Origin of the sequence: Pseudomonas sp. P7779 (assembly GCF_013386315.1) — a bacterium.
Classification (GTDB): domain Bacteria; phylum Pseudomonadota; class Gammaproteobacteria; order Pseudomonadales; family Pseudomonadaceae; genus Aquipseudomonas.
Map to the genome: position 1 here is coordinate 1 of NZ_JACARZ010000134.1, position 17,375 is coordinate 17,375.

The 17,375-nt window shown below is 64.0% G+C and carries 13 protein-coding genes; 12 read left to right on the plus strand and 1 reads right to left on the minus strand.

Translation table 11 applies throughout. The annotated features are described in order from the left end of the window. Positions 1-126: 126 nt before the first annotated feature. From HX869_RS29270 to HX869_RS29310, 9 genes are all read left to right on the plus strand, one after another. On the plus strand, positions 127-1,101 hold the full coding sequence (locus HX869_RS29270; protein WP_177048721.1) for a MoxR family ATPase: 975 nt from the start codon (positions 127-129) through the stop codon (positions 1,099-1,101). Beyond that, positions 1,098-2,033: a DUF58 domain-containing protein gene (locus HX869_RS29275; RefSeq protein ID WP_178904045.1), complete on the plus strand. Its 936-nt coding sequence runs from the start codon at positions 1,098-1,100 to the stop codon at positions 2,031-2,033. The genes HX869_RS29270 and HX869_RS29275 overlap by 4 nt, the downstream gene beginning before the upstream one ends. Further along, a complete protein-coding gene (locus HX869_RS29280; protein ID WP_177042118.1) occupies positions 2,030-2,497 on the plus strand; it encodes a DUF4381 domain-containing protein in 468 nt (155 codons plus the stop codon). The genes HX869_RS29275 and HX869_RS29280 overlap by 4 nt, the downstream gene beginning before the upstream one ends. Next, positions 2,484-3,491, plus strand: a complete 1,008-nt coding sequence (locus HX869_RS29285; RefSeq protein ID WP_178904046.1) for a VWA domain-containing protein — start codon at positions 2,484-2,486, stop codon at positions 3,489-3,491. The genes HX869_RS29280 and HX869_RS29285 overlap by 14 nt, the downstream gene beginning before the upstream one ends. After that, positions 3,472-4,971, plus strand: a complete 1,500-nt coding sequence (locus HX869_RS29290) for a VWA domain-containing protein (RefSeq protein ID WP_178904047.1) — start codon at positions 3,472-3,474, stop codon at positions 4,969-4,971. The genes HX869_RS29285 and HX869_RS29290 overlap by 20 nt, the downstream gene beginning before the upstream one ends. After that, positions 4,968-6,014 carry a BatD family protein gene (locus tag HX869_RS29295; protein ID WP_178904048.1) on the plus strand — a complete coding sequence of 349 codons (1,047 nt, stop codon included), beginning with the start codon at positions 4,968-4,970 and terminating at the stop codon, positions 6,012-6,014. Before HX869_RS29290 ends, HX869_RS29295 begins: the two co-directional genes overlap by 4 nt. After that, a complete protein-coding gene (locus HX869_RS29300; RefSeq protein ID WP_178904049.1) occupies positions 6,011-7,012 on the plus strand; it encodes an HAD family phosphatase in 1,002 nt (333 codons plus the stop codon). The genes HX869_RS29295 and HX869_RS29300 overlap by 4 nt, the downstream gene beginning before the upstream one ends. Before the next feature lie 76 nt (positions 7,013-7,088). Continuing rightward, positions 7,089-8,675, plus strand: coding sequence for an arylsulfatase (locus HX869_RS29305; RefSeq protein ID WP_177042128.1), 1,587 nt, complete (start codon positions 7,089-7,091; stop codon positions 8,673-8,675). A gap of 198 nt (positions 8,676-8,873) precedes the next feature. After that, positions 8,874-11,366: a fused MFS/spermidine synthase gene (locus tag HX869_RS29310; protein ID WP_178904050.1), complete on the plus strand. Its 2,493-nt coding sequence runs from the start codon at positions 8,874-8,876 to the stop codon at positions 11,364-11,366. 45 nt (positions 11,367-11,411) lie between these two features. Here the strand turns inward: HX869_RS29310 and HX869_RS29315 are convergent, their stop codons facing one another. Beyond that, positions 11,412-12,080 carry a DUF3313 domain-containing protein gene (locus HX869_RS29315; protein ID WP_177042132.1) on the minus strand — a complete coding sequence of 223 codons (669 nt, stop codon included), beginning with the start codon at positions 12,078-12,080 and terminating at the stop codon, positions 11,412-11,414. Positions 12,081-12,275: 195 nt separating this feature from the next. On the opposite strand from HX869_RS29315, the gene HX869_RS29320 reads away from it, so the two are divergent. From HX869_RS29320 to HX869_RS29330, 3 genes are all read left to right on the plus strand, one after another. Further along, the gene (locus tag HX869_RS29320; RefSeq protein WP_178904051.1) at positions 12,276-14,528 is read left to right on the plus strand and encodes a multiheme c-type cytochrome; all 2,253 of its coding nucleotides are present in this window, start codon (positions 12,276-12,278) and stop codon (positions 14,526-14,528) included. Between the two features lie 120 nt (positions 14,529-14,648). Then, entirely contained in the window at positions 14,649-16,472 is a 1,824-nt protein-coding gene (locus HX869_RS29325; RefSeq protein ID WP_178904052.1) for a serine hydrolase, read from the plus strand. Positions 16,473-16,478: 6 nt separating this feature from the next. Then, positions 16,479-17,282 carry a MipA/OmpV family protein gene (locus HX869_RS29330; RefSeq protein ID WP_087693017.1) on the plus strand — a complete coding sequence of 268 codons (804 nt, stop codon included), beginning with the start codon at positions 16,479-16,481 and terminating at the stop codon, positions 17,280-17,282. Positions 17,283-17,375 lie beyond the last annotated feature (93 nt).

The window sequence follows — 17,375 nt, forward strand, 5'->3', positions numbered from 1 at the left end:
GTCGCCAATGGCGTGGCCTACCAGCACTGCGGGCCCACGTGGTACCAGCCGCAATACGTCGGCAGCTCCGTGCAGTACATCGTGGTCGCCGCGCCCTGGTGACCCATCGTTTCAAGGATGATTGTGATGACGACGCTCAACGATTTAACCGCCCTGCAAGCCAGCATCGGCGAAAGCGTGCTGGGTCAGGACCAGGTCATCCGGCAGATCCTGATCGGTCTGCTGGCCAATGGTCACTTGCTGCTGGAGAGCCTGCCGGGGCTGGCCAAGACCCGCACGGTCAAGGCCCTGGCCCGGCACCTGGATGCGAAGATGAGTCGCATCCAGTTCACCCCCGACCTGCTGCCCTCGGACATCACCGGCGCCGAGGTGCTGCACCAGGTGGATGGCCAGAACCAGATCCGTTTCCAGCCAGGCCCGTTGTTCGGCAACCTGATCCTCGCCGATGAAATCAACCGCGCCCCAGCCAAGGTCCAGGCGGCCTTGCTCGAAGCCATGGAAGAACGCCAGATCACCGTAGCCGGCGCCAGCCATCCGCTGCCCGAGCTGTTTATCGTGGTCGCCACCCAAAACCCCATCGAACAGGAAGGCACCTACCCATTGCCGGAAGCGCAGATGGACCGGTTCCTGATGAAAGTCCTGCTGGATTACCCCAGCGCCGACAACGAAAGCCAGGTGCTGCGCCTGCTGCGTGAAGAAGAACAGCATGCCGCCACAGCGGCGACCCGGGGCTTCACCCTCGCCCCCGAAGTGATCTTCGCTGCCCGCAAGGAGGTCAGCGCGATCCAGGTGTCCCCCGCCATCGACCGCTACTTGATCGACCTGGTCAACGCCACCCGCCATCCCGCCGACTACGACGCCGACCTGGCGCGCTGGATCAGCCTCGGCGCCAGCCCCCGTGGCGGCATTGGCCTGGACCGCGCCGCCCGTGCCGACGCCTGGTTGCAAGGCCAGGCCTTCGTCACCCCGGACAACGTGCGCACGGTGGCGCACCCGGTGTTGCGTCACCGCCTGCAATTGAGCTACGACGCGGTGGCCGATGGCGTCACGGCCGACCAGGTGCTGGACCGCCTGCTGGATAAAGTGGCGATCCCGGCATGAACGCCGACGGCCTGGTCTACGTGTCCCTGGAGCAGTTGATGGCCCTGCAGTTCCAGACCCGTGGCCTGAGTTTCGTCGCGCGCCAGCCCCAGGGCAGCATCCTCGCCGGCAACCATGCCTCGCGGCTGCGCGGGCGCGGCTTGAACTTCGATGAACTGCGTCGCTACCAGCCCGGCGATGATCTGCGTCACCTGGACTGGCGCGCCTCCCTGCGTACCGGCAAACCGGTGATCCGCACCTTTACCGAGGAGCGCGACCGCCCAGCGCTCATCGTGGTCGACCAGCGCATGTCGATGTTCTTCGGTTCGGTGCGCAGCTTCAAATCGGCCGTCGCCGCCGAATTGGGCGCGCTGGCGGCATGGATGGTGTTCAACGCCAGTGACCGGGTGGGCGGGCTGGTGTTCAACGATGAGCACATCGACAGTGTGGCGCCGTTGCGCAGCCGCAAGCGCGTCGAAGCCTTGTGCAGCCGCATCGTCCAGCAGAACGCCGCGTTGAGCGCCGGCAACCCGGACCATGAAGCCGACGGCCAGCTCGACAAGGTGCTGCAACGGTGCCTGGCGCTGGCCGGGCATGACCACCTGATCTGCATCGTCAGCGATTTCGCCGGGGCCGGTGACCGCACCCTGCAATTGATGCGGCAACTGTCGGCCCATAACGATGTGATCGCCCTGCAAGTCTATGACCCGCTGGCGTTGAACGTGCCGGATAGCGGGCACCTGATGGTCACCCAGGGCCAGTTGCAGGTGGAACTCGCCGTACAGAAACGCCAGGTGCGCCAACCCCTGGGGGACTTTCTTGGCGGGCGCCTAAGGGACGTCGCCAGCCTGCTGCGCCGCAGCCAGGTGCCGCTGTTGATGATCAGCACGGCGCTGCCTGCAGTTGACCAACTGCGCGATGAGCTGGGCCGGCGCAATGGAGCGCGGCGATGAACGCCAATGTGCCGAGCATCGAACAACTCAAGGAGCTGGGCCTGCCGGCGCCGGTCAGCTACTGGCCGCAGACGTGGGGCTGGTGGGTGCTGCTCGGTTTGCTGGCGATTGCCCTGCTGGTGCTGGGCGTCCGCGCCTGGTTGCGCTGGCGCCGCAATACCTATCGCCGCGAAGCCCTGGCGCGCCTCAACGTGATCGAAGACCTGCGCGAATTGCCGGAACTGCTCAAGCGTGTGGCCCTGTCGATGCCCCTTGCGCCCGAAGAACACCAGCGCGTGCCAACCTTGAGCGGGGCCGACTGGCAGGCGTTCCTGCTGCGCCATGGCGGTACGCCGCTGCCGGAGGATTTTAGCCTTCAACTGGCGAGCCTGGCGTATGGGGCAGCCGATATGTCCAGCGCGCAACGTGAACAGTTGTTGGCCCGGTGCAAAGCCTGGGTGGAGCATCACCATGTGGCAGCTTGATTACCCCTGGCTGTTGCTCCTGCTGCCGTTGCCGTGGCTGGCCTACCGTTACCTGCCGGAATACCGCGAAGCCCGCAGCGCCGTGCGCGTGCCGTTTTTTGCCAGCCTCAGCCGGGCCGTGGGCCAGACGCCCGCCGCCAGCGGCATCCGCAGCAATCGCCTGCAATTGCTGCTCAACCTGCTGGTGTGTGCGCTGCTGGTGTTGGCCATTGCCCGCCCGGTATGGATCGAAAAACCCATCGAACGCCAACAGCCGGTGCGTGACCTGATGCTGGCCATCGACATCTCGCAGTCCATGGAAACCCAGGACTTCACCGACGCCAATGGCCAGAAGATCAACCGCCTGGCCGCCGTCAAACAGGTGGTGCAGGGCTTTATCCAGCGCCGCAAGGACGACCGTATCGGCCTGATCCTGTTTGGCAGCGGTGCCTATCCCCAGGCGCCGTTGACCCTCGATCACGCCAGCCTGTCGCTGCTGCTGGATGACAGCGGCATCGGCATGGCCGGGCCCAATACCGCGATTGGCGATGCCATCGGCCTGAGCCTGAAACTGCTGGACCAGGCCCATGAGCAAGAGAAGGTGCTGATCCTGCTCACCGACGGCAATGACACCAGCAGCGCGATCCCGCCCGATCACGCGGCCTCGATGGCGGCGGCCAAGGGCGTGGTGATTCACACCATCGGCATTGGCGACCCGGGCGTCTCGGGCGAATCCAAGGTCAACCTGAGCGCCCTGCAACAGATTGCCGAGGCCACCGGCGGGCGCTATTTGCGCGCCGAAAACCGCGACACCCTGGACCAGGTCTACGCCACCCTCGACCAGATCACCCCGCATCAGGTGAACACCCTGAGCCACCAGCCCAAGCGTGATCTGTTCTGGATCCCACTCGCGGCAGCCATCGCCGTGCTGGCGCTGTATCACCTGATCGCCGCTTTGTGGCCGCATCTGGGACTGCGCCATCGGGAGGTCCGCGATGGCGTTCAACCTCAGTGACTTCCACTTCCTGCGCCCGGGCTGGCTGCTGCTGGCGTTGCTCGGCCTGTTGCTGCCGCTGCTGTGGCGCCGCAGCAAGGACCTGCAACGACGCTTGCGGGGCAATATCGCGCCGCACCTGTTGCCACATTTGCTGTTGACGCCGACTGATCGCCATCGCCTGCGGCCGGTGCATCTGGTCAGCGCACTGCTGATTTTCGGCGCACTGGCCAGTGCCGGCCCCACCTGGGAACAGGACCGCCCCGACTTCCTGGAAAACCGCGCGCCGCTGATCATCGCCCTGGACCTGTCACCGTCGATGGACACCGCCGACGTGCCGCCTGCCCGGCTGCAAGCTGCCAAGCACAAGTTGCAGGACCTGGTGCAGCGCCGCCAGGGCGCGCGTACTGCGTTAATGGTGTATGCCGGGAGCGCGCATCTGGTATTGCCGCCGACGGACGACCCGGCATTGCTCGACAGCTTTATCCAGGCCCTGGCCACCGACCTGATCAGCAAGCCCGGACGGGATGTGGCCGGAGTGATCGACCAGTCCAAGCGTTTGCTCGCGGCGGAAAACGCCCCCGGCAGCCTGTTGCTGATCACCGACGGCGCCGACCTCGCGCAGCTGCCGCAGCTCAAACAACACCTCGCGGACAGCCCGTTGCAGGTGCTGGTATTGGCGGTCGGCGTGAACTTCGATGCCGACGCCTTGAAGCAACTGGCCGCGGCCACCGACGCGCCGCTGGGCAGCCTGACCCTCAACGATGACGACCTCGACTGGGTAGAACTGCATGCCCAGCAGCACTTCCAGAACGCCGATGAACAACAGCGCAACCTGCAATGGAAAGATGCCGGCTACTGGCTGTGCTGGCCGCTGCTGCTGTTGGCGTTGTTCAGCGTGCGCCGGGGCTGGAGCCTGAACTGGATGGCGGTGCTGGTGCTGGGGGCGTTCCTGCAACCTGCGCCCGCCGAGGCCAATGCCCTGACCGACGCGTTCTTCACCCGCGACCAGCAAGGCCGCTGGGCCTTCGAACACCATCACTACCCCGCCGCTGCCACGCTGTTTGTCGACCCCTACTGGAAGGGCGTCGCCGCCTACAATGCCGCCGACTACGACCTGGCCCTGGCGACCTTCGCCCAACTCGACACCGCACAGGCCGCGTTCTACCGGGGCAATATCCACGTGCGCCGCTTCAAGTTCGACGACGCGATCACCGCCTACCAGCAAGCCTTGCAGCAGCAACCGCAGTTCCCCGAAGCCAGCGCCAACCTGGCGCTGGCGTTGGCCCTGAAGAAAGACACCGAGAACGCCTCGGACAACGCCCCCGAGGTCAAGCCTGATGCGGTCAAGTTCGACAAGGCCGCCGGCAAGGGCAAGAGCAAGACTATCCAGACCGAACAGGCGAGCAACGACGCGCTGTGGCTACAGAACCTGACAACTTCCCCGGCGAACTTCCTGCGGCGCAAGTTCAGCCTGCAGGACCAGGGAGCCCAGCCATGAACCGGCTCTGCTGGCTGTTGCTGCTGGTCGCCGCTCCGTTGTGGGCGGCCGAACCGCAACTGCGGGTGCAGGCGCAACTGGTGCCTGGCAACAACGTGGTGGTGGGCGAACAAGTGCAATTGCAGGTCGATGTATTGACCGACACCTGGTTCACCGCCGCCGCCAGCCTGCCGCCGCTGCAGTTGCCCGGCGCGCGGGTGCAGGCGCCGGACAGTGAATCCGAACACGTCAACCAGGTGCTCGAGGGCAAGACCTTCTACGGCATGCGCTACCGCTACCGCATCACCCCGTCCGTGGCCCAGACGTTCAACATCCCGGCCCTGACGGTGCAGGCCCAGCCCGGCCAGGCCAGTGCACCGTTGAATGCGCAAACGGCGGCGCTGTCATTCCAGGCGACCCAGCCGCCGGGGTTCGAACCCGGGGAAACCGTGTTGGTGGCTGACGGGCTGCGCCTGACCCAGGCGGTCACCACCACACCCATCAAGGTCGGCGACACCCTCACCCGCACCCTCACCCTGCAAGCCGACAACACCCCCGGCCTGTCACTGCCGCCACCTGACCAGGCCCAGGTAAAAGGCCTGCGTCGCTACCCGCAGTCGCCGGTCATCGGCAACCTGGATGATGGCCGCGGCAACATCACCGGCGGCCAACGCATCGACCGGCAGGTGTACCGCGTCGAACAGCCCGGTCACTACCAACTGCCGGCGATCAGCGTGAAATGGTGGGACAGCCGCAACCATCGCCTGCAACTCACGCGGGTGCCCGAGATCAGCATCGAGGTGCAAGCCGCAACTGCCTACACCCCGACGTTTTCCATCGCCGAGGACCTCAAGCAACTCGGCCAGCACAGCTGGCAACTGTCACGGCACGGCATGGCCTGGAGCGCTGCCCTGGTGGTGCTGGTACTGGCCGCGTACCTCGTGCATGGCCTATGGCCACGAGTCCCACCCCTGTGGCGACGTGGCTGCGAGGCGTTGCGCTGGCGCTTTCGTCGACTACGCTTGCTACCACTGAACCCCCGTCGCGAAAAGGATTTCCCATGACGTCCCTGCGTTGCGTCTTGCCCCTTCTGCTGCTGATAAGCCTGCCTGCGCTGGCGGCCGATCCGCTGCCCTCGTGGAGCGAAGGCGCGAGCAAACAACACATCATCGAATTCGTCCAGGCCGTGACCGCCGAAGGCTCCAGGGACTATGTAAAACCCGCCGAACGCATCGCCGTATTCGATAACGACGGCACCCTGTGGACCGAACAGCCGGCCTACTTCGAGGTGCTGTTTGCCTTCGACGAAATCAAGCGCCTCGCCCCCCGGCATCCCGAGTGGAAAACCACCCAGCCATTCAAGGCCGTGCTCGACAACGATCACCAGGCCCTGGCGCAAAGCGGCATGGAAGGCCTGCTGAAAATCATCGGCGCCACCCATACCGGGATCACCACCGACGCCTTTATCGACAACGCCAAGACCTGGCTCGCCCAGGCCCGTCACCCGAAAACCGGCAAGCCCTACACCGAGATGATCTACCAGCCGATGCTGGAGATGCTCGACTACCTGCGCAGCCAGCAATTCAAGACCTACATCGTTTCCGGCGGGGATACTGCCTTCATGCGTGCCTTCGCCGAAGTGGTCTACGGCGTGCCGCCGGAACAGGTGATCGGCTCCAACTTCGTCACCGCGTTCCAGATCAAGGATGGCGCCCCGCAGGTCCTGCGCACCGCCAAGCTCGCCCACAACGATGACGGCCCGGGCAAGCCGGAAAGCATCGACTCGATCATTGGCCGCCGGCCGATCCTGGCCTTCGGCAACTCCGACGGCGACCTGCAAATGCTCCAGTGGACAGCCGCCGGCCAGGGCAAACGCTTCATGGGCCTGGTGCACCACACCGACGCCACGCGCGAGTGGGCCTATGACCGCAACTCTCACATCGGGCGCCTGGACAAGGCGCTGGATGAAGCCAGGACAAAAGGCTGGACCGTGGTGGACATGGCAACCGAGTGGAAGCGCATCTACCCGTTCGAGCCGGCTGTGCAACAGCAGGTGCAATAAGAAAAGACGTCGCGAAGGACTGTAATAAACGTTGGTCGCAGGCAATGCGACTCAAGCCGAGAAAGGAGCAAGTCATATGACTCGCCTACGCAAGTGGCTGCCGAAACTCGCCCTAGTGGCGGTATCGGTGATGGGGGTCTCGGCATCAGCCTGGGCCGCCGACAAGCCGAATATCCTGGTGATATTCGGCGATGACATTGGGCAAACCAACATCAGCGCCTATTCCATGGGCGTAGTGGGTTACAAAACCCCGAATATCGACCGTATCGCCAAGGAAGGCATGCTGTTCACCGACTACTACGCGGAGAACAGCTGCACCGCCGGGCGCTCATCCTTTATCACAGGCCAGACGCCGTTGCGCACTGGCTTGTCCAAGGTGGGCATTCCCGGTGCGCCGGTGGGCCTGCAAAAACGCGATATCACCATTGCCCAGGCGCTCAAGGGGCTGGGCTACTCCACCGGGCAATTCGGCAAGAACCACCTGGGCGACCGGGATGAATACCTGCCCACCAACCACGGCTTCGATGAGTTCTTCGGCAACCTGTACCACCTCAATGCCGAAGAAGAGCCAGAGCGCCCGTACTGGCCCAAGGACGATGCCGACTTCGTCAAGGCCAACACCCCGCGCGGGGTGATCCACAGTTTTGCCGACGGCAAGATCGAAGACACCGGCGCCCTGACCACCAAACGCATGGAGACCATCGACGACGAAACAACGGCCGCCGCCCAGGCGTTCATCAAGAAACAGGCCGAAGCCAACAAGCCGTTCTTCGTGTGGATGAACACCACGCGCATGCACGTGTTCACCCACGTGCGTGACTCGATGAAGGGCCAGAGCGGCATGCCCGGCAACGAGTACGCCGACGGCATGCTGGAGCATGACGGCGATGTGGGCAAACTCCTGCAAACCCTCGACGACCTGAAGATCGCCGACAACACCATTGTGGTCTACACCACCGACAACGGGCCGAACCAGTTCTCGTGGCCGGATGCGGCAACCACGCCGTTCCGCAACGAGAAAGACTCCAACTGGGAAGGCGCCTACCGGGTGCCGGCGATCATCCGCTGGCCGGGCAAGATCAAGCCTGGTGAAGTCTCCAACGAAATGGTCTCGGGCATGGACTGGTTCCCTACCCTGCTGGCCGCCGCAGGCGATGCGGACGTCAAGGACAAACTGCTCAAGGGCTGGGCTCCGACGGCTGGCGGTACCAACTTCAAGGTGCACCTGGACGGCTACAACCAACTGCCCTACCTGACCGGCCAACAACCCAAAGGCGCGCGTAACGAGTTCTTCTATTTCAACGATGACGGTGCACTGGTGGCAGTGCGGTTCGACAACTGGAAGGTGGTGTTTGCCGAACAGCGCCAGCCGGGCGGTTTCCGGGTGTGGAGCGAGCCGTTCGTGCAACTGCGGGTGCCGAAAATCTTCAACCTGAGGATGGACCCGTATGAGCGCGCGGATGTGGTGTCTGACCAGTATTACGACTGGAGCACCAAAAACATCTACCTGGGTGCGGTGGCGGTGACCAAATCGGCGAAGTTCCTCGAGACGTTCATCGAGTACCCGCCGAGCCAGAAACCGGCCAGCTTCAGCATCGACCAGATCCGCGAAGCCGTGGACAAGAAGATTGCGGAAAAAATGAAGGCTAACCCGGCGCAATAGCCGTAGGCGCCGCGCTTATGGGTGGCGCCCAACCCGTGGCGAGGGAGCTTGCTCCCGCTGGGCTGCACAGCAGCCCCCATCCAGACAGCGCGGTTTTTCAGGTAAGTCGCGGTGTCTGGCTTTGGGGGCGCTTCGCACCCCAGCGGGAGCAAGCTCCCTCGCCACACTTTGATCGGTATTTCCATAAGGCTATCTGCAATGTCGTCACGCACCGCCAGCAAACCCGTTGCACTGGCTCACACCTCAACCACGCTGATTCCCGCCTTGCTGCTGTTCATCTCCGGCATGGCTGCCCTGGTGTACCAGGTGCTGTGGATCAAGCAACTGTCGCTGGTCGTGGGGGTGGAGGTGTACGCCATCACCACCGGCATCAGCGCGTTTTTTGCCGGGCTGGCATTGGGTGGCTGGCTGTTCGGACGCTGGGCCGATCGCCTGTCACGCCCGCTGCTGCTGTATGCAATCCTCGAAATTCTCGTCGCCGTGCTCGGCGTGGCTGCCACCGTGGCCCTGAGCATGGCCGCCAGCCCGTTTGCCTGGCTGGAACAACAGGTCGGCCTGCTGGCCTGGGTCCTGCCATTTTTGCTGGTGGGCATCCCGGCCCTGCTGATGGGCGGCACCTTGCCGGTGCTGGTGCGCTCGCTGGACATCGACCCCAAGGCCCTGGGCCAGGCCGGGGGCCGCTTGTACGCGGCCAACACCGCTGGGGCAATTGCCGGCACCTTGCTCAGCGCCTTCGTGCTGATCGCCACGTTCGGCGTGCGCGGCAGTGCCCTGGTGGCCGCGATGCTCAATCTGCTGGCCGCCGTCGGCGCGCTGTTGTATGTGCGGCATCACACGCCTGCGCCGACCAGCCACACCCGCAGCGCGCAACCGGCGCGCCTGGCCCTGGTGCTGTACGCCGTCGCCGGTGGCGTGGCCCTGGGTTACGAGGTGGTGTGGTCGCAGTCCATCGTGCAGTTCATGAGCACCCGCACCTATGCGTTTGCCGTGGTACTCGCCACGTATCTGGCCGGGCTGTTTATCGGCAGCCAGTTGATGGCGCAGCGGGTCGAGCGGATCCGCGACCCATGGGGCATCTTCGGCCTGCTGATCGCCGGTGCCGGGTTGGTGGCCTTGCTGGAGATCGCCCTGCTGGGCCGCTGGCTGGTGCTGCTGCAAACCCAGGCCGAAGCCCTGGTGCTGAGCCTGGGCGGCGCCGAACTGCCGGGCATGAGCGCACGCTTTGCGGTGGCCGCGCTGTGCATCGTGTTTGTGCCAACCCTGTTGCTTGGCGCAGCCTTTCCCCTGGCCCTGCGCTTGAGCGTGGGCAGCGAGCACGTGGGCCTGGATGTGGGCGCGGTGGTGGCATTCAATACCCTCGGCGGGATTGTCGGGGTGATGTTGTGCGGTTTTGTGCTGATTCCCTGGCTTGGGCTGGTGCGTACCCTGGGCTTGCTCGCGGTGATCGCGGGTGCCGTGGGCTATATGGCCGTGCGTCGTGGCCACGGGGTGAAAAAAGGCCGACGCCAGGCAGTAGTCGCTCTCGGTTTGCTGTCTGTGGCCGTAGGTTTACTGACGCCCGTGGATCGCCTGGCCAAGCTGCTGCCCGGGGCACGCAATGCGAGCCTGGCGTTTTACCAGGAAGGTCGCGGCGCCACGGTCGCCGTGGTCACCCAGGGCCAGGGCGCCCGCAGCTTTCAGCGCCTGTACATCCAGGGCGTGTCCAACACCGGCGACGCCATGCCGTCCCTGCGCTATATGCGGATCCAGGCACTGCTGCCGCTGCTGATCCATAACGGCGAGCCCCGCTCGGCGCTGGTAATCGGCTTTGGCACCGGGATTACCGCCGGGGCCTTGCTGCGTTATCCCGGGCTCGAGCACCGGGTAGTCGCCGAGTTGCTGCCATCGGTGATCCAGGCGGCGCCGCTGTTCAAGGGCAATTTCAACGCTGCCAGTGATCCGGGAGTGGACGTGCGTCTGCGGGACGGTCGCCAGGAACTGCTGCGCAACCCGCAGGCGTACGACCTGATCACCCTCGAACCACCGCCACCGTCGGCGGCTGGCGTGGTCAATCTGTATTCCCGCGACTTCTACCAATTGGCTGCCCGGCGCCTGGAGAAAAACGGCCTGCTGGCCCAATGGCTGCCCCTGCCGACGCAAAACATCGAGGACTCACAGTCCCTGGTGCGCAGCTTCCTCGACGTGTTTCCGTACGCGACGCTGTGGACCAGCGAATTCCACGAAATGCTGCTGGTGGGCTCCATGGAGCCCATCGAACTGGACGCCACGCGGATTCGCCAGCGCTTTGAGCAACCGACCGTCAGCAGCGCCCTGAGTGATGTAGGCATAGATTCCGCGGCAACCCTGCTCGCGACCTGGGTCACCGATCGCCAGGGCCTGGAGCGTTTTGCGGGCACTGCGCTGCCGGTCACCGATGACCAGCCGCGTATCGAATACGCACCGTGGGTACGCAGCAAAGAGATCGCCCGGGTGCTCCCGGCGCTGCTGGATCTGCGGGTGCCTGCGCCATTGCTGAATGCGGACCCGGCGTTCACCCGTACCCTGGCCAGCGAACAGCAGCGCCTGATGCAGTTCTATCGCGCCAGCCTGCATGCCTATGACGGCGATCGCACCGCCTGGGGCCGGGATATCCAGGCGGTGTTGCAACAAGACAGCGCCAACCCTTATTACCGCTGGTTCATCGGCCAGTAGTCGGGGGCTCATGCGGCCCGGGGCGCGAACCCCGGGCCTGACACATCAGCGTTTCAGCTTCAGATACGACTGGTGCAGGTCCGACGCCCAACCGTCGATCACGCTTTTCACGTCATCGGCCTTCATCACCTGGGAGTCGTTCGACAACGGCTTGCCGGTGCCTTTACGCACGACCTGGGCGATTACCTTGCCGCTGTCGCCATCGAGGAATTGGGCCTCGGTGCCCAGGGTGGTTTCCTGGTCACGAATCCCGGTACCGGTGCTGACCGCAGCGGCCACCAGCGCGACAGGAATGTACTCATACGGCTTGAGGCTTTCGGTCTTGCTGCTGACGGCCGTGATGGCCGCCCGTACTACAATCACGCCCGGGCCAGGCCCGTTGGCCAGTGGCAGGGACTTTTCCAGCTCGCGCTTCAGCGCCTGGTTGTAGTAGGTGTTGATGCCCTGCAAGGTGCTTTCAGGAATCCTGGTGGTGGCTTGTGGCTTGGGGTAGAACTGGGTGGGCTCGATATACACGCCGGTATAACGGCTCAGGTTCAGGTTGGGGTCCACCCAGCGCATCACGTCAGCGCCCGAGGGGGACTTGGCTTCCTTCAGGTTGCTGTAGTCGGAGAGAAACCCGGAATACTCGTCCGGCTGCGTCACCTTGCTGGAACACCCCATCACCCCGATCGAGGCAATGCACACCGTGCCGATCATTAGTCCTAGCTTCATCGTCGAACTCCCTGGTTGTCATCGAAGGAACGTTGAGCTGTAGGTATAGCCAACTCTGGGAAAATAACCCGGCAGACAACACAGGTTGTGGGGTATTTCACAGCGACTATTTGACAGGCAAGCGCCCAACGTCAAAGCTGCACAGAGCTTAAGCGCGCCACCAGAGCGTCAATGCATCGGACATCGGAAGTCGTAATGCCCAAGCCTGACAATAAAGCCGTACCTCGCCGTGATTCCCCCAGTCGTTACCTGTATCCCGTACTGATCGCCCTGCTGCTGTTGGCCATGGCCGGAATCTGGTTTTTCCTCCAGGCCAGCACGCCCCGGCTGCCGGTGGCGGCGCCTGCCCCCGTGGTCAAGCCGGTGGCCGTTCTGCCGCCTGCAAAAATGGTCGATGAGCAGCAGTGCCAGGGTTGTCACCAGGCACAGGTGAAGGACTGGCAAGACTCGCACCACCAGCTGGCGATGCAGGTCGCCACCGCCGAGACGGTACCGGCCGACTTCAACGATGTGTCCTTCAGCAGCGAGGGTGAGACCACCCGGTTCTCGCGCCGGGGCGATGAGTTCTGGGTCAACACGCCCGGCGCCGACGGCAAGGCGGCGGATTTCAAGGTCGCCTATACCTTCGGCATCGCGCCATTGCAGCAGTATTTGATCGAGGTTGGCGAGGGGCGCTTGCAGGCCCTGGGCGTGGCGTGGGATACGCAAAAGAACCGCTGGTTTCACCTCTACCCCGGCCAGGGCGTGAACTTCAAGAACCCGCTGCATTGGAGCAAGCCCAGCCAGAACGCCAACTTCATGTGCGTGGAGTGCCACACCACCGGCTACAAGCGCAATTTCGATGCCGCCAAAAACAGCTTCGACAGCCAGTGGAACAGCCTGGGCGTCGGCTGCCAGGCGTGCCATGGCCCGGCGTCGAACCATGTGGAGTGGGCGGCGAAAAAAGGCGATCTGCTGCACGCGGGCTTTGCCGTGGATTTGAAAGACAAGGACGCCACCGTCGAGATCGAAACCTGCGCCCGCTGCCACGCCCGCCGCGCGCCACTGGGGGATGGCTATACCGTCGGCAAACGCCTGATGGACGATTACCTGCCCAGCGTGCTGACCCGCGAGCTGTATGCGCTGGACGGCAAGATCAAGGATGAAGTGTTCGAACACGGCTCGTTCGCCCAAAGCAAAATGGCCGACAAGGGCGTGCGCTGCAGTGACTGCCACAACCCCCACAGCGCCGAACTGAAAGCACCGGGCAATGGCCTGTGCCTGCAATGCCACAACACTGCGGGCAAAACCGCCGTGGCCACGGTGGATGGTCGCGGGTTGCAGGCCAAGAACTACGACTCCCCCGAACATACCCGCCACGCGGCCGGCGAGCCCGGTTCGTTCTGCGTCGATTGCCACATGCCCGGCAAGTTCTACATGGGCAATGACTTCCGGCACGACCACAGTTTCAGCATTCCCCGGCCCGGGGATAAGGTCAGCGAACAGTTCAAGCTCTGGAGTGCCAGCGAGCCCGAGCATGCACCGCGTTACGCCGAAAGTATGTTGCTGATCCGGGGTGGCCAGCCAGGCGCGGCGCAAGCGCTGTATGACCAGTTGGCACGCAACAACCTGCCGGCAATCCAGCGCGCGACGCTGCTGGCTGAACTGCCGAACTACCCGAGTGAACAGGCGTTGAAACTGGCGACCAGGGACCTTGGCAACCCGGCGCCGCAAGTACGTGAGAGCGCGGTGCGGGCGATCAGTGCATTCCTGCCGCCGCCTGAGCGGGTAGCGTTGTATGGGCCGTTGCTGCGGGACCCGGTGCTGGCGGTGCGGATCATTGCCGCCCGTGACCTGCTGAGCGCCTCGGGCCAGGGCCTTGGGCCGGACTGGGACAAGGCGATCGCCGAATACGAAAATGTACAGTCGAGCTTGCTGGAGCGTGCCGAAGCCAATCTCAACCTGGCGATGCTGTACCAGGCCAGCGATCGCGGCGACAAGGTAGAAGCGCAACTGCGTACCGCGTTGCTGCGGGACCCGGATTTCTTCCCGGCGCTGGTGACCCTGGCGCAATGGCTGGAGGCCAACGGTCGTGCCGAGGAGGCACGGACGCTGGTGGCGGACAACCTCAAGCAGCACCCCGAGGCGGGACTGTTGCAGCACACCCAGGGGTTGATGCTGATTCGCGCCGGGGAATCGGCCAAAGCCATGCCGCACCTGCGTGAAGCGGCGCGACTGGAGCCCGCAAATCCGCAGTACAACTATGTACTGGCGGTGGCGCTGCATGACAGCGGGCATGTGGATCAGGCCTGTGAACAACTGGAAAAGCTGTTGGCATTGCAGCCGTATAACCGCAATGCGCGGCTGTCGTTGATCCAGTACTACCTGGAAAACGGAAAAGAGCCCAAGGCGCAGGTGGTGATGCAGTCGTGGAAGAAGCTCAACCCAGGAGATCCGGCGTTGAAATAAACCGGCCTGGGCCGGCAGCCGATTAACAGTCTTTGACAGTTTCCCGACAAAGCTCACAAAGACTCATCGACGGCCCGCCCCTAGCATTCGAGCATCCAAACCACCCCTCGGGTGCTCCTCATGTTTCGCACATTGCGCAGTATTCCGCTGCTGGGTTTCCTGCTGGGCAGTCTCGGCTGCCACGGCCAACCGCCGGCCCCGCCGCCTATCCCCAAGGGCGACTACAGCGCAATCATCCGCTACCTGCAAAAACGCATCCCCGTTGAAATGGCCAGGCAAAACATACCCGGCCTGTCCATCGCCTTGGTCAATGGCCAGGAACTGATCTGGGCCCACGGCTTCGGCGTTGCCGACAAAGCCCTGGGCAAACCGGTGACGCCCAACACCGCGTTCCGCGCCGGCGCCCTCTCCAAACTGCTCACCGCCACCGCGGCCCTGCAACTGGTGGAGCAACAGCGCCTGGCCCTAGACGCCCCGATCCAGGACACCCTGCGGGAGTTTTACGTACGCTCGCGCTTTCATTCCGACCAAGCGGCCGCCGACCGCGACATCACCCTGCGCCGCCTGCTCAGCCACCAGTCCGGCCTGCCCAGCGAACACCTGCGGGACGTGCGCAACACCTTCGCCATGGGCCAGATGCCAATGCGTATTTCAGGGGTTTGGCTGAGCACGCCACCGGGGACCCAGGTGGCCTATTCCAACCTCGGCTACGCCCTGGTCGGCGCCGCCATCGAACGCAGCAGCCAGCAGGATTTCGAAACCCGACTGCAAAGCAGCCTGCTCAAGCCCCTGGAGATGAACCAGTCGAGCTTCGTCGGCACCGGCGCGCAACCGGGCTTTCGCGCCCGGGGTTATGCAGACGGCACCGTCAGCGCCGACGCCCAGGTGCGCGACCTCGCGGCCGGTGGCTTGTGGAGCAGCCCCAAGGACCTCAGCCACTACGTGCGCATGCTCTTCGCCCGGGGCCTCTATAAAGACAGACAGGTACTGGGCAGCCAGTCGATTGACGAGATGTTCAGCCAGCAAAACACCGGCAACGCCCTGGACTTCGACTGCCAGATGGGCCTGGGGTGGTTTCTCGCCCCTTGCGGCGATGAGCCGGTGGGCCCCGGCATTCGCACCTTCCAGTACAGCGGTGGCGGGGATGATTTCGCGGCGCAACTGACGATGCTGCCTGACCAGCAACTGGCCGTGATCGTGATGGCCAACGACAGCAACGCCGAAGAGATGGTGGTGTCCCTGACCACCGACACCCTGCGCCTGATGCTCCAGGCCCAGACCGGCGACCCGGTGTGTGCCGACAACTGTCAGGCGCCCGCCCACGGCCTGAAAATCCGCCAGGTGCCCGCCGCGATCGACCGCAGGCGCCTGGCGGGTTTCTACGCCACGGCCTGGGGCATTTTCCGTATCAAGGACGAAAACGGCCAGCTGTATGGCGAGTTGGCCGACACCCGTTTCGAACTGCTGCGCGACGGCCAGGGCTGGCTGCGGGCACAACAGAAATTCCTCGGCTTCTGGCTCAAGGACCTCGGTGAACTGGGCCGCGTGCAGCTGGATGTGGTAACGGTGCAAGGGCGCCAGATGCTCACCGCCCGCAGCCACGGCCAACGCGTCCCGGTGGGCGAACGCATCGAACAGACCCCGCTGAGCAATGCCTGGGCCGACACCATCGGCACCTATCAAGTGCTCAACACCCATGAGCCCGACGCGCCCCTGAGCGGCATCAGCGTGCGCCTGGAGAACGGCTTCCTGGTGATCCGCGGCCAACTGCACGACGAGCCGCTGACCGACTACATCCTGCTGCCCGTGGACAACGCCCACGCGGTGCTGGCCGGCAACGGCTATGGCCTGGGCGATACCGTGAGTCGCCAGGTCAACGGCCTGAGCGCCTCCGGCTACCACTTCAAACGTACCGATTCTCCCCACAACCCCTTGAGTCTCTGACCTCACATGAAGACCATCATGCGTTCAAAACACCTGTGCCTGTCCCTGACGTCGCTGTGCCTGCTGGCCAGCGCCGACACCCTGCTGGCCGATGACTGGGAATACACCCTCAAGGCCGGCGTGGCCAACCTGCCCCGCTACAGCGGCAGCGACGAGCGAGTCACCGCGCCGGTGCTGGGCGCAGCCATCGTCAGCCCGTGGGGGATTTTCCTCGACACCGACAAGGGCCTGGGCTGGGGTTATGACGGCGGCGGCGCGAGCTTCAGCGCCTACGTCGGCGCCAGCGGCTCACGCAAGGACGAAAGCAAGACCGGGCGCCCGGGCTCGAAGAAACTCAAGGGCATGGGCGAGATCAAGACTCGCGCCCAGGTGGGTGTCAGTGGCAGCTATAACCTGGGCGGGGTGATTCTCGGCGCAACCCTGGAGCATGCGCTTGAGGAAGATGATCACAAGGATTCCGGCAAGGCGTTCACCCACCTGGAGCTGAGCCTGGGCACCAATCTGTACGACGGCGACTACGGTTCGCTGGATGCCAGCCTCAGCAGCCATTTTGGCGACAGCAATTACCTGCAGACCTGGTACGGCGTGACCACCGGCCAGGCCGCACAGAGTCGCTTCAAGGCCTACAAGGCCAGCGGCGGCAACATCAGCAACGGGATGAATCTGGTGTGGAGCTTGCCGATCAGCGAACACACACAGTTTTCGACGCTGTTGGATGTGCAGTACCTGGCAGACAAGGCCGGGCAAAGCCCGATTGTGGAGAGACGCTTGCAGACGTCGGTGATGGGGATGGTCGAATACACGTTCTAACTTTGGTAATCCAATCAAAATGTGGGAGCGGGCTTGCTCGCGAAGGCGGTGTTTCAGTCAATGTATCCGGCGACTGATTCACCGCCTTCGCGA

Excerpts from the sequence above, each read along its gene's own strand:
- HX869_RS29270 (WP_177048721.1), top strand. The coding sequence starts at position 127 with ATGACGACGCTCAACGATTTAACCGCCCTGCAAGCCAGCATCGGCGAA.
- HX869_RS29275 (WP_178904045.1), top strand. The coding sequence starts at position 1,098 with ATGAACGCCGACGGCCTGGTCTACGTGTCCCTGGAGCAGTTGATGGCC.
- HX869_RS29280 (WP_177042118.1), top strand. The coding sequence starts at position 2,030 with ATGAACGCCAATGTGCCGAGCATCGAACAACTCAAGGAGCTGGGCCTG.
- HX869_RS29285 (WP_178904046.1), top strand. The coding sequence starts at position 2,484 with ATGTGGCAGCTTGATTACCCCTGGCTGTTGCTCCTGCTGCCGTTGCCG.
- HX869_RS29290 (WP_178904047.1), top strand. The coding sequence starts at position 3,472 with ATGGCGTTCAACCTCAGTGACTTCCACTTCCTGCGCCCGGGCTGGCTG.
- HX869_RS29295 (WP_178904048.1), top strand. The coding sequence starts at position 4,968 with ATGAACCGGCTCTGCTGGCTGTTGCTGCTGGTCGCCGCTCCGTTGTGG.
- HX869_RS29300 (WP_178904049.1), top strand. The coding sequence starts at position 6,011 with ATGACGTCCCTGCGTTGCGTCTTGCCCCTTCTGCTGCTGATAAGCCTG.
- HX869_RS29305 (WP_177042128.1), top strand. The coding sequence starts at position 7,089 with ATGACTCGCCTACGCAAGTGGCTGCCGAAACTCGCCCTAGTGGCGGTA.
- HX869_RS29310 (WP_178904050.1), top strand. The coding sequence starts at position 8,874 with ATGTCGTCACGCACCGCCAGCAAACCCGTTGCACTGGCTCACACCTCA.
- HX869_RS29315 (WP_177042132.1), bottom strand. The coding sequence starts at position 12,080 with ATGAAGCTAGGACTAATGATCGGCACGGTGTGCATTGCCTCGATCGGG.
- HX869_RS29320 (WP_178904051.1), top strand. The coding sequence starts at position 12,276 with ATGCCCAAGCCTGACAATAAAGCCGTACCTCGCCGTGATTCCCCCAGT.
- HX869_RS29325 (WP_178904052.1), top strand. The coding sequence starts at position 14,649 with ATGTTTCGCACATTGCGCAGTATTCCGCTGCTGGGTTTCCTGCTGGGC.
- HX869_RS29330 (WP_087693017.1), top strand. The coding sequence starts at position 16,479 with ATGAAGACCATCATGCGTTCAAAACACCTGTGCCTGTCCCTGACGTCG.